The following is a 12,055-nucleotide window of genomic DNA, read 5'->3' as shown; positions in this document are numbered from 1 at the left end:
CGGGCCGGATCCGCAAGATCGATAATTGCGGGCGAACAGCAAAAGGGGTACGCACATGGCTGCGCGCCGGCACAGGTGTGTCGGCGCGCTTTTCGGTGTGGTGCGATTCAGTTTTCCGACAACTGGAGATCAGGTCAGTGCGGGCTCGGCCAGCCGGAGGAGGTCGTCCGCCTCCGCCGCTGCCGCCGCAAGCCGATCGTTCTCGGCGCGCAGACGCGTGATCTCGAACTCCAGTGCCTGAACCCTGGCACGCAGTCGGGTGACCTCGTCGAGCAGACGCCGGTCGGGCGCTGCACCTACGTGGCCGTAGAGGGCCTTCGCCATGCTGACTCCTTGATATGCGCTGCCGGAAAGGCCGGCCAACGCGCGCCCATGATGTTCGCGGCTGCCATTCCCGGTGTATCGGGGCATGGCTGGGCGCGACTGGCGACACCTATATATTGAGCCGAACCCCCCTCCTTCGTCAAGTTGACGCAGGCCGTAGATCATCTCCACGTCGGCCGGTCCACTCGCCGGGGGGCTGCCAGAAGGCGCGGACACGCTCTGTCCGGACGCCTTTACTGTACGCCCGGGAATGTGTGAACGGCTCACCCTTGCCGTCGGGTTCGCCTTAACTCTTTCTTAGCCACGTTGCCGCAGCTCGCACTGCCCCCGTAGCGTCACCCCGGCCCGCAACCCGACCCGTGGAGGGGACAGGCGTGTATCGCTGGACCGACCCGACCGAACCGGAGGACGCCTCCCGGCGTCCCGAGCCGCCGACCGACGAGGGTCCGGCGTGGCTCTCCGACCGGCCCGAGCCGCGGTCGTCGTACCTCTTCGGGGACGAGCCGGGGCAGCCGCCCGCCAGCCACCTGCCACCCACCCTCGACGCCGGCCGCTACGGCGACGCCGGCCACGGCCCGACCGGCTTCCCCGGCGACGCCGACCCCACCACCGTGCGACCCGGCTACGGCCCCGCCGTGCAGCCGGGGTACGCCGACCAGGCCCAGCCCGGGTACGGCCCCGCCACCCAGCCCGGCTACGGCACCGCCGCCCATGCCGGATACGGCCCCGCGGCCCAGCCCGGGTACGGCCCCGCCGCGCAGCCCGGTTACGGCACGGAGGCCCACCCGGGCACGCCGTTCGAGCCGACCGGCCAGTACGCCGCACCCCGCGACCGGTGGAACGGTGAGGAGCAGCCGGCCGGCGCCTGGGAGCAGCCCACCGCCGCCTGGCAGCCGGTCACCGACACCCCCGCCGACGACAACGGCCGGCACCGCCCGAGGCGGCGGCTGAGCCGTCCGTTCGTGATCGGTGGGGCCGCCGCCGCGGCGACCCTCGTGGTGAGCCTGGGCGTGGGCGCGGTCCTGCTGCCCGGCGGCGACGGGCCGGCCGAGCGGACCTCCGCGGACGCGCCGGTGGCCGCGGCCCCCTCGCTGACCGAGGAGACCGAGGGCGCGCCCTCGGCTGACGCGCTCGTGCCCTCGGCCAGCCCTTCGGCCTCGCCGACCACGGTCAAGCCGAGTCCGACGAAGAAGGTCACGCCGAAGCCGAACCGGTCCACCGCCCCGTCGCGGCAGCTGGAGCGCAGCAGCACGCCGAGCGGCACCACCGCCCGCACCACTTCCTCGGGCAACCTCAGTGCCGAGCTCCAGCAGGTCGTCACCCTGGTCAACCAGGAGCGGGCCAAGGCCGGCTGCAAGGCGCTGAGCGTCGACTCCAAGCTGACGCTCGCCGCCCAGCGGCACAGCCAGGACCAGGCCGACCACAAGAAGATGTCGCACGACGGCAGCGACGGCAGCGACGTGGGCGCCCGCCTCGACCGGGCCGGCTACGCCTGGCGGGCGTACGGCGAGAACGTGGCCTGGAACCAGCAGAGCCCGGCCGCGGTGATGGACGCCTGGATGAACTCCCCGGGCCACCGGGCGAACATCCTGAACTGCTCGTTCACCGAGATCGGGGTGGGCGTGGCGCGCAGCAACGGACCGTACTGGACGCAGGACTTCGGCACCCCGCGCTGAGCGGTCGCGTCGTGACCGGGTCGGCGCTCGTTGACCGGTCGGGGGCGGCGTCGGGCCGCCCGCGTCCGGGGAGCTGTCGATGCGGATCCGGCCGGTGTGTGCCGTGCCGCGCTCCCGGCCGGCCCGCGTCCGCCGACGTGGACCGCGCCGGGGCGTGGCGCTGGCGCTGACCGCGCTGCTCCTCGCCCCGCTCCCGGCGTGCCGCGAGCCGATCACCGTCCCGCCCGGCGCCCCCACCCCCTGGCCGGCGGCGCTGGCTGACCGGTGGCGGTGGCAGTGGCAGCTGACCGCGCCGGTGGACGTGACCGTCGACGCCGACGTCTTCCTCCTCGATCCGGTCGCCACCACCTCGACCGAGACCGCCGCCCTGCGGGCCAAGGGTCGCCGGCTCGTCTGCCAGGTCCGCGTCGGCACGTACGCGACCGGCGACCCGGACGCCACCCGCTTCCCCGCCGCCGTGCGCGGCGCGGCGGTGCCGGGGCGGGCCGGGAGCCGGTTCCTGGACGTCCGGCGGTGGGACTCGCTCGCGCCGGTGCTGGCCGACCGGTTCCGCCTCTGCCGGGGCAAGGGCTTCGGCGCGGTGGCGCTGGCCGACGCGGACGGCTACCGGCACCGCAGCGGCTTCCCCCTCGGCTTCGACGACCAGTTGCTGTTCAACCGCCGCCTGGCCGGGCTGGCCCGGCAGCTCGACCTCTCCCCCGGCCTGGTCGACGATCTGGCACAGGTGGCCGCGCTGGCCCCCGACTTCGACTTCGCGGTCAACCAGGAGTGCGTACGCCGGCGCGAGTGCGCGAAGCTGCTGCCGTTCGCCGACGCGCACAAGCCGGTGTTCCACGTCGAGTACACCGGCGACCCGGTCGACTTCTGCGTGACCACGGTCGGCTACGGCTTCGCGTCCATCCGCAAGGACCGGCGGCTGGACGTCTGGCGGGAGCCCTGCCCGCTGCCGTGACACGACGCCGCCCCCGCCGGGGTGGGCGGGGGCGGCGTCTACCGTGAGGGGGTCAGCCGGCGGTCGCGCCGGTGGCCGGAGTGGGCGTGCCCGCGCCACGCTGCGACGGCAGATCGGGGTGCTCGGCGCTGAGTGGGGTGGCCAGCTCCTCCAGGGACCTGCCCTCGGCCTTGACGCCGAGGCCCAGCTCCACCAGACCACCGATGATCATGATGGTGGCGCCGATGACGAAGGCCAGCACGGTGTCGCCGACCTGGCCACTGCCGACCAGCTTGGCGAAGAGCAGCGGGCCGGTGATGCCGCCGGCGGCGGTGCCGATCGCGTAGAAGAACGCGATCGCCATGGCCCGGGTCTCCATCGGGAAGATCTCGCTGACCGTCAGGTAGGCGGCGCTGGCGCCGGCCGAGGCGAAGAAGAGCACCACGCACCAGCAGGCGGTCATGGTCACCGCGGTGAGTACACCGGAGTGGAACAGCCAGGCGGTGCCGAGCAGCAGCACGCCCGAGCCGATGTACGAGCCGGCGATCATCGGCACCCGACCGACGGTGTCGAAGAGCCGGCCCAGCAGCAGCGGCCCGAGCAGGTTGCCGACCGCGATCACCGCGAAGTAGTAGCCGCTGTTGCCCGGCGGGACGTCGAAGAAGGTCTGCAGGATCTGGGCGAAGCCGAACGTGATCGCGTTGTAGAGGAACGCCTGGCCGATGAAGAGCGAGAAGCCCAGCGTGGCCCGCTTCGGATAGCGACGGAACAGCGTCTTGGCGATCTCCAGGAAGTTCGTGCTCTTGCGCTGCCGGATCTCGATGTAGTTGTCGGCCTCGGCGAGGTCCTTGCCGGTCTCCCGCTTCACCTCGGCCTCGACCGAGTCGACGAGGTGGTTCGCCTCGTCCGCCCGGCCGTGGATGAACAACCAGCGTGGACTCTCCGGCACGTGCCGGCGGACCAGCAGGATCACCACGCCGAGCACCGCGCCCAGGCCGAACGCCACCCGCCAGCCGAGGTTGGTCGGCAGGCCGTTGAGCAGCGGTACGGTCAGCAGCGCGCCGAGCGCGGCGCCGAGCCAGAACGTGCCGTTGATGATGATGTCGATCCGGCCGCGGTGGCGGGCCGGGATCAGCTCGTCGATCGCCGAGTTGATGGCGGCGTACTCACCGCCGATGCCCATGCCGGTGAGGAACCGGAACAGGAAGAACCACCAGGTGTCGAACGAGAGCGCGGTCAGCGCGGTGGCGACCAGGTAGAGCCCGAGGGTCAGCAGGAACAGCTTCTTGCGGCCGAACCGGTCGGTGAGCCACCCGAAGAACAGCGCACCGGTGCAGGCGCCGGCCACGTAGAGGGCAGCGGCGAGGCCGGTGACCTGGCTCTGGGTGATGCTCAGGCCGCTGCCGGGCTCGGCCAGCTTGCCGGAGAGGTTGCCGACGATGGTCACCTCGAGGCCGTCGAGGATCCACACCGTGCCCAGACCGATCACGATCATCCAGTGCCAGCGGGACCACGGCAGCCGGTCGAGGCGGGCCGGGACGTTGGTCCGGACGGTGCCGGTCGACACGTCGGTGCTCATGACGCGCTCCGGGGGGAGGAGGAAGCCGGGGCGCGACGACGGGCCGCCGGCGTGAGCTGTTCGTCCATGGCGGCCCACATGCCCCGCTGCCCGCGGCGTTAATCCTGTCCGCTCCCGCCCTCGGTCGCGACTCCCGCAGCCGGTCCCGGCCGTCCGACCGCCGAAGGGATCACGAGGCGGCCGACACTTCCCGCGACCTCCCGGCGGCCGTCCCGGCCGACCGCCGCCCAGCGCCGTGACCTCCCGGCCGTCCTCCCGGCGACGGACGGCCGGCACGGTCACGAGACGGCTCTACGCGACTCCCCGGCAGCCGTCCCGGCCGACCGCCGCCGAAATCATGAGGCCGCCGGCACTCACCGCGGCCTCCTGACAAGAGACAAGAAGAGAGAGTGATATACCTCAGAGTCATAATTATGACTCTGAGGTATATCACCCAAAACCGATGTCCCTTCGCGGCTGGCACCGGAGAAGCGGAGATCGGGTCGGCGAACGACCGGAGCCGACCAGGACCAAGGCCGAATCAAGGCCAGGACCGCCAGCCGCCAGCCGCCAGCCGCCAGCCAAGGGCCAGGGGCCAGGGGCCAGGGGCAGGGCCGAAGACTGAGGGCTTGGCTGGGGACTGAGGGCTGGGGGCGGAGGACGGGGAGGCAGGACAAGGGCTGGAGGCACGACGGGGGCGGAGCCACGACGGGGGCGGAGCCACGACGGGCAGGGGCGGGCCCAGGGACAGCGCCCCGGCCGAGACCGGCCGGGGCGCTGGTTGGTCGGCTCAGCGGGCGCCGACCAGTTCCGGGGCCGGCGCGGGCGGCGGCTCGGCCGGCGGGACGGTCGGCTTGCGGCGCAGGAAGCGCGGCGCCCACCAGTTCGCGTCGCCCAGCAGCGTCATCAGCGACGGCAGCACCACCGCCCGGATGATCGTGGCGTCCAGCAGGATCGCTGCCGCCAGCCCGATGCCGAGCTGCTTGAAGTCGATCATGCTGAGCGTCGCGAAGATCGAGAAGACCCCGACCATCACGACCGCCGCGCTGGTCACCACCCCGGCCGAGGAGGTGATTCCGTGCGCGACCGCCTCCCGGTTGGGCATCCCGCGGTCGACCGCCTCACGGATCCGGCTGACCACGAAGACGTGGTAGTCCATCGACAGCCCGAACAGCACCACGAACAGGAACAGCGGCAGCCAGGTGACGATCGCGTCCATCGAGGTGAAGCCGAGCAGCCCCTCCGCCCACTCCCCCTGGAAGACCAGCACCAGCAGCCCGTACGCGGCGCCGGCGGAGAGCAGGTTCAGCAGGATCGAGGTGAGCGCCACCACCACCGACCGGAACGTCCACGCCATCACCAGGAACGTCAAGGCCAGCACGAACGCCGCGACCACCGGCAGCTTCGCCCAGATGTGGTCGGCGTAGTCCTCGCTGGCGGCCACCCCGCCGCCGACCGCGTACTCCACTCCGGGGATGCCGCCCAGCGCGGCCGGGACCAGGTCGTCGCGCAGCTCGTGCAGGGACCGGGACGCCTCGGCGGACCGGCTGGCGTAAGGGGTGGCCACGTCCAGCACCGACACCCGCCGGTCCGCCGACACCCTGATCTCCGGGCCGTCCCCCTCGGCCGGCGCGAAGAGCGGGTCGGCGGCGGTCCGGCCGGCGAGGCCGGTCAGCGCGGCGCGCACCCGGTCGGCCTGGTCGGCGGGTGCCCGCACGGCCACCGTGTGGTTGGTGCCGTTGCTCGGGTACGCGGCGGTGAGCCGGTCGTACGCCTGCATCGCGGCGGTGGTGCGGGGCACGTCCTCCGCGCCGGGGAACTTCAGCTTCATGCCGAGCGCCGGCGCGGCCAGGGCGAGCAGCAGGGCGACCGAGACCAGCAGCGTGGCCACCGGGGCGCGCAGCGCGGGCCGCAGCACGGCCGGCCAGAACCGGGGCGCGGCGGGCTGCCCGTGCCGCCCGGTACGCGGGGCGGTGAGCCGCCACAGCAACGGCACCCGGGGCCGGTCCACCCAGCGGCCGAGCTTGGCCAGCAGCGCCGGCAGCACGGTCAGCGAGCCGATCACCGCGACCGCCACCACCAGGATCGAGCCGACGGCCAGCGACGAGAAGATCGCGTCCTGTGCCAGCAGCAGGCCGCCCATGGAGATGATCACGGCGGTGCCGGAGACCACCACGGCGTGCCCGGAGGTCTCCGCGGCGATCTCCACCGCGTCCAGGCCGGACCGCCCCTTGGCCCGTTCCTCCCGTTCCCGCCGCACGTAGAACAGCGAGTAGTCCACGCCGACCGCCATGCCGATGAGCAGGATGACGCTGGCCGTGGTGTCGGTGGCGGGCACCAGGTGCGAGGCGAGCGTGGAGAGCCCCATCGCGGCGGCCACCGAGGAGAGCGCGAGCAGCACCGGCACGCCGGCGGCGATCAGCGCGCCGAACGCGATGATCAGGATCGCCAGGGTCACCGGCAGGCTGAGCAGCTCCGCCCGCTTGAAGTCCTTGCCGAGGGTGTCGTCGAGCGCCTTGTCGATGGACGGGCCGCCGACCTGCTCCACCCGTAGCTGCGGGTGCGCCTCCTGCACCCGCGCGGTGGTGTCCCGCAGCGGCTGGACCCGGTCCCCCGCGGTCTCCGGGTCGCCGGCCATGGTGATCGGCACCAGCAGCGCGCTGCCGTCGCGCGACGGCAGCGGCGTACCGACCGAGGCGACGCCGTCGACCTGCCGCAGCCGGTCCGCCGCGTCCTGCGCGGCGGCCTTGGCGGCGGCCGGGTCGAGCGCGCCCGAGCGGGCCGTGATCAGCACGTTGTCGGTGGCCGGCTGGTGGAACCCGCCGCTGTCCACGATCAGCTCGGCCTGCCCGAACTCACCGATCGCCTGGTCGGCGTCGGTGGCCTCGTTCAGCCCGGCGGCGTTGCCGCCGACGAAGCACACCGCCACGAAGACCACCCACAGCGCGATGGCCCGCCACGGATGCTCCGCACTCCACCGTGCCAACCGCACGGTCACCGGTCGCCTGCCCATATCCGGGTCCCCCTCCAGACGTCGGCCCCGTGCCGACCTCTGGTGACGCTAGGCAGCGGGCGCGGCCCGGACATCGGGGAACGGCCCCGGCTCCTCCCCGATGGCCGAAGGTGGGGCCGGACGGCCGGAACCGGCCGCGCCGATCGGGCGGAAAGGGCATTTCAGGGTACGGTCCGGCGCGCCCCCGGGCGCCCGACGGCGATGCACACCGGCGCAACCCCGAGCCGACTCGGGGTCATCCCCGGAGGCTGCCCCGGGGCCGCGGCTGGCACCGCGGGCAACTGTAGGAGGAGCGGTTCATGAATCCCTCGCGCCGGATCGGCGCGCCGCAGCGCGGGCAGGGCTCCCCCTCCCGGCCGTACGCGTTCAGCGACCGGTCGAAGTAGCCGCTCTCACCGTTGACGTTGACGTACAGCTCGTCGAAGCTGGTGCCGCCCTGCTTGATCGCCTCGCCGAGCACGTCCCGCACGTGGCCGAGCAGCCGCAGCGCCGCCGGACGGGTCAGCGCGTCCGCCGGGCGGGCGCCGTGCAGCTTCGCCCGCCAGAGCGCCTCGTCGGCGTAGATGTTGCCCACCCCGGAGATCAGCGTCTGGTCCAGCAGCGCCCGTTTGACCTCCGTGCGCTTGCGGCGCAGCGCCGCCACGAACGCCTCGTCGGAGAACTCCGGGTCCATCGGGTCGCGGGCGATGTGCGCGATCTCGGCCGGCAGCTCCGCGCCGCCGTCGGACACCGACAGCCCGCCGAACGTGCGCTGGTCGACGAAGCGCAGCTCCGGCCCGTCGTCGGCGAACCGGAACCGGACCCGCAGGTGCAGCTCGTCGGCCGCGCCGACCGGTTGCAGCAGCAGCTGGCCGGACATGCCGAGGTGGCCGATCACCGCGTCGCCGCTGTCCAGCGGCAGCCAGAGGTATTTGCCCCGGCGGCGGACGTCGGTGATCGTGCGGCCGGCCAGCACGTCGGCGAAGTGCGCGCCGCCGGGCGCGTGCCGGCGTACCGCGCGGGGGTGGCGCACCTCGACGGCGGCGATCCGGCGGCCGACGACCCACTGGGCCAGCCCCTGCCGGACCGTCTCCACCTCGGGCAGCTCAGGCACGGCCGGCGCCCGCCTCGGCGTCCGCCGGGTCGGCGACCTCCGCCTCGGCGACCTCCGCCTCGGCCGCGGCCCGCGCCTCGGCCTGCTCGGTCAGCGTCCGCCAGGCCGACTCGGCGGCCCGCTGCTCGGCCTCCTTCTTGCTGCGCCCCTCCGCGCCGCCGTAGCGGTTGCCGGCCACCACGACCCAGGCGGTGAACGTCTTCAGGTGGTCCGGCCCGGTGCCCTCGATCCGGTACTCCGGCACGCCCAGCCCCAGCGCGGCGGTCAGCTCCTGGAGGCTGGTCTTCCAGTCCAGCGCCGCGCCCCGCCCGGCCGACTCGGCCATCAGCGGGTCGAAGAGCCGGTGGATCACGATGGCCGCGGTGTCCAGGCCGTACTGCAGGTAGATGGCGCCGAGCAGCGCCTCCAGGGTGTCGGCGAGGATGCTCGCCTTGTCCCGCCCGCCGGTGGCCTCCTCGCCCTTGCCGAGCAGCAGGTAGGCGCCCAGCCCGTCCGGGCCCAGGCCGCGCGCCACGTCGGCCAGGGCGCGCATGTTGACCACACTGGCCCGCAGCTTGGCCAACTGCCCCTCGGGCAGGTCCGGGTGGTTGTGGAAGAGCGCCGTGGTGATCACCACGCCGAGGACCGAGTCGCCCAGGAACTCCAGCCGCTCGTTGGTGGGCAGCCCGCCGTTCTCGTACGCGTACGAGCGGTGGGTCAACGCGCGCTCCAGCAGCTCCGGGTCGAGCGACACCCCGAAGGCCGTCTCGAGGTGGCCGACGGGAGCACGCCGCCGCTTGTCGTTGGTCATGGTGCTACCTCGGTGTCGTTGCGGTCAGGTGCGGATTCGTGCGGGATCTCGGCGAGCAGGGCGCGGACCGTCCCGGCGGCGTCGCGACGCCAGAGGTGGGCGGCCAGGGCGATGCCCGAGGCGACGTCGTCCGACCCGGCCGCGCCGTGGCACACCACCACGGTGCCGGCCACCCCGAGCAGCGCGGCCGCGCGGGGCGCACCGCCGTTCGTCGGGGGTCCGCCGGCCATGGCGTACGCGCCCTCGATGGCCTTGAGCAGGACGTTGCCGGTGAAGCCGTCGGTGACCACCACGTCGGCGCGGGCGCCGAGGGAGATGTCGTAGCCCTCGACCAGGCCGACGTAGCGGGCGCCGCAGGGCAGCGGCACGGCGGCGAGCGCGGGGTCGGCGGAGCGGCGCAGCCGGTCGCCCTTGCCCGCCTCGTGGCCGACGGAGAGCAGCCCCACCCGGGGGGCGTGGACGGCGTGGGCCACGGCCGCGTAGGCGGCGCCGAGGACGGCGTGCCGGGCCAGCGTGGCGGGGCCGGGTTCGAGCGTGCCGCCGACGTCCAGCAGCACCACCGGTCCCTCGACGGCGGGGATCGTGGCGACCAGCGCGGGTCGGCGTACCCCGGTCCAGCGACCGAGGCCGAGCGCGGCGGCGGTGACGGTGGCGCCGGTGGAGCCGGCGGAGACGACCGCGTCGGCGAGCCCGTCGTGGACGGCCTGCACCGCGGTGCGCACGGTGCTGTCGCCGCGGGCGGCGGTGGGATGGTCGGCCATGCCGACGGCGGCCCGCACCGGGCGGACCGTGACCCGGGCGCGCTGCGCCGGGTCGAGGGCACCGATCAGCCCGTCGGCGACCTCGGTCGGACCGACGAGCAGCAGGTGCAGGTCAGGGTCGGCGCGCAACGCCCGCAGAGCGCCGTCAACCACGACGGCGGGAGCATCGTCCCCGCCGAGGAGGTCGACGGCGATCCGCGCGGTGCCCGGCTCCGACGGCACGCCGGCCGATGAGCGGCCGGTGTGGGAGGGAGCCGGGGCACCGGGCGAGAGCCTTGGTGCGCGCGCCGCCCGACCGGTGGTCGGGGGCGTCACTCGGCGGCCGGGTCAGACCTCGAGGACCTGACGGCCGTTGTAGGTGCCGCAGACGGAGCAGGCGGCGTGCGGCAGCTTCGGCGACTTGCACTGCGGGCAGGCCACGGTCGCCACCACCGAGGCCTTCCAGTTCGCCCGGCGGGCGCGGGTGTTGCTGCGCGACATCTTGCGCTTGGGGACGGCCACGGTTCTTACTCCTCTGTACGGGTCAGTTGCGACAGGCCCGCCCAACGCGGGTCGATCTGCTGGTGACTGTGGTCGGCCGGCAGATCGTCCCAGTGCACCCCACACTCGGGGCACAGGCCTGGGCAGTCCTCCCGGCAGAGCGGGTTCGTCGGCAGCATGAGCACCACCGCGTCCCGCAGCGCCGGCTCCAGGTCGATCAGATCGTCCTGCATCCGGCCCACCTCGTCCTCGTCGGTCGTGGTGTCCGTGGCGCTGTTCTCGTACGCGTACAGCTCCTGGACGTTCACGACCACCGAGTCGTCGATCTCGCGCAGGCAGCGGCCGCACTCGCCCTTGACGGGACCGGAGATGGTCCCGGAGACGAGCACGCCCTCGGACACTGACTCCAGCCTCAGGTCGAGGTCGAGGTCCGCGCCCTCCGGCACGCCGATCAACTCCACGCCGAGGTCCGCCGGTGCCGGCACGACCCGCTTGTGCGTACGCAACGCGCCAGGCCGACGCGGCAGGTCCCTCGTGTCGAGGACCAGCGGCGACCTGGGGTCGAGTGAGCGTGGCGAGTGTTTGGGCATAGTCAGACTCCGGCCGGTGAGAGGCCGACAAAAAAGGTTACCTGGGAGACGGGCGGACCGTCGAACCGGGGGCGCACCCGACGGCGGCCGGCTGTCGGCGACCGGCCCGCGCGTGGTCCTAGAAGGGTAGCGGGCGCTCCGCCTCGTCCCCCGCGAAGGTGCCGATCTCGCGCAGCGCGTGCATCTTGTCCCGGCCACGCTCTATCGAGGCCAGCGCCCGGGTGAGGAACTGCTCGAAGTTGGCCAGCGCGGTGTCGACGTAGTCGTCCACCTCCTCGCGGAGGCGCTGCGCCTCGGCCCGCGCCTCGGCGATGATCCGGGCGCCCTCGTGCTCCGCCGAGACGGTGATCTCGTTCACCGAGACCAGCCGGGCGTGTTCCGCCTCACCCTCGCTGATGATCCGGTCGGCCTCCCGCTTGCCGGCCTCCATGATCTTGTCCCGCTCCTCCAGGAGCGCGGCGGCCCGACGCAGGTCCGCGGGAAGCTCGACGCGCAACTCGTCCAGCGCGGCGATCATCTCGCCGCGGTCGACCATGCAGTTGTTGCGCGACATCGGGACGGAGCGGGCCTGCTCCACCATGGCGATCAGTTCGTCGATGCGATCGAGCGGGTCCACCGGTACCTCACTCCTGTCTTCGTCGGCCGCCCTCCATGATGCGGCCTGCGCCCGGTTTCGGCGCTGCACACATCATGTCGCGCGCCGGCCACCGCCGCCCCACCCGCCCCCACCCGGCGCGTCGCCCCACCCCTCGACTCCCGTCGATCTTGCACTTTCCGCCCCGGCATTCCTCGCGGAAAGGACGAGAACCGGGCCGCAACTGCAAGATCGGCGGGATGGG

The 12,055-nt window shown here is 73.4% G+C and carries 11 protein-coding genes; 2 read left to right on the top strand and 9 right to left on the bottom strand.

Annotated features, from left to right (window positions below; all coding sequences use genetic code 11):
* Positions 1-129 precede the first annotated feature (129 nt).
* Positions 130-324 carry a hypothetical protein gene (locus ACN27B_RS16835; RefSeq protein ID WP_089010688.1) on the bottom strand — a complete coding sequence of 65 codons (195 nt, stop codon included), beginning with the start codon at positions 322-324 and terminating at the stop codon, positions 130-132.
* Between the two features lie 374 nt (positions 325-698).
* Between ACN27B_RS16835 and ACN27B_RS16830 the strand changes: the two genes are divergently transcribed.
* Both ACN27B_RS16830 and ACN27B_RS16825 read left to right on the top strand, forming a co-directional pair.
* The gene (locus ACN27B_RS16830) at positions 699-2,000 is read left to right on the top strand and encodes a CAP domain-containing protein (protein ID WP_099162156.1); all 1,302 of its coding nucleotides are present in this window, start codon (positions 699-701) and stop codon (positions 1,998-2,000) included.
* Positions 2,001-2,079: 79 nt separating this feature from the next.
* Positions 2,080-2,952 (top strand): endo alpha-1,4 polygalactosaminidase, encoded by an 873-nt coding sequence (locus ACN27B_RS16825; RefSeq protein ID WP_099162157.1) that lies wholly within the window; start codon positions 2,080-2,082, stop codon positions 2,950-2,952.
* A 52-nt stretch (positions 2,953-3,004) separates the two neighbouring features.
* On the opposite strand, the gene ACN27B_RS16820 is transcribed toward ACN27B_RS16825, so the two are convergent.
* The 8 genes from ACN27B_RS16820 to ACN27B_RS16785 all read right to left on the bottom strand — a co-directional run bounded on the left by ACN27B_RS16820 (position 3,005) and on the right by ACN27B_RS16785 (position 11,832).
* Positions 3,005-4,510, bottom strand: coding sequence for an MFS transporter (locus ACN27B_RS16820; RefSeq protein ID WP_099162158.1), 1,506 nt, complete (start codon positions 4,508-4,510; stop codon positions 3,005-3,007).
* 769 nt (positions 4,511-5,279) lie between these two features.
* Positions 5,280-7,502, bottom strand: coding sequence for an MMPL family transporter (locus ACN27B_RS16815; RefSeq protein ID WP_099162159.1), 2,223 nt, complete (start codon positions 7,500-7,502; stop codon positions 5,280-5,282).
* Positions 7,503-7,737: 235 nt separating this feature from the next.
* Positions 7,738-8,595, bottom strand: coding sequence for a bifunctional DNA-formamidopyrimidine glycosylase/DNA-(apurinic or apyrimidinic site) lyase (gene mutM / locus ACN27B_RS16810; RefSeq protein WP_099162160.1), 858 nt, complete (start codon positions 8,593-8,595; stop codon positions 7,738-7,740).
* The gene (rnc, locus tag ACN27B_RS16805; protein ID WP_091580384.1) at positions 8,588-9,385 is read right to left on the bottom strand and encodes a ribonuclease III; all 798 of its coding nucleotides are present in this window, start codon (positions 9,383-9,385) and stop codon (positions 8,588-8,590) included. The genes mutM and rnc overlap by 8 nt, the downstream gene beginning before the upstream one ends.
* Positions 9,382-10,368, bottom strand: a complete 987-nt coding sequence (locus ACN27B_RS16800) for a phosphate acyltransferase PlsX (protein ID WP_253866637.1) — start codon at positions 10,366-10,368, stop codon at positions 9,382-9,384. The genes rnc and ACN27B_RS16800 overlap by 4 nt, the downstream gene beginning before the upstream one ends.
* Before the next feature lie 105 nt (positions 10,369-10,473).
* Entirely contained in the window at positions 10,474-10,647 is a 174-nt protein-coding gene (gene rpmF, locus ACN27B_RS16795) for a 50S ribosomal protein L32 (protein ID WP_089156974.1), read from the bottom strand.
* 5 nt (positions 10,648-10,652) lie between these two features.
* Entirely contained in the window at positions 10,653-11,216 is a 564-nt protein-coding gene (locus ACN27B_RS16790) for a YceD family protein (RefSeq protein WP_091580392.1), read from the bottom strand.
* A 118-nt stretch (positions 11,217-11,334) separates the two neighbouring features.
* Positions 11,335-11,832: a hypothetical protein gene (locus ACN27B_RS16785; protein WP_091580397.1), complete on the bottom strand. Its 498-nt coding sequence runs from the start codon at positions 11,830-11,832 to the stop codon at positions 11,335-11,337.
* Between the last annotated feature and the right edge of the window lie 223 nt (positions 11,833-12,055).

The sequence above is a fragment of the Micromonospora sp. WMMD754 genome (assembly GCF_049315235.1).
Classification (GTDB): domain Bacteria; phylum Actinomycetota; class Actinomycetes; order Mycobacteriales; family Micromonosporaceae; genus Micromonospora; species Micromonospora sediminicola.
This window is presented reverse-complemented; position numbering and strand designations above follow the sequence as displayed.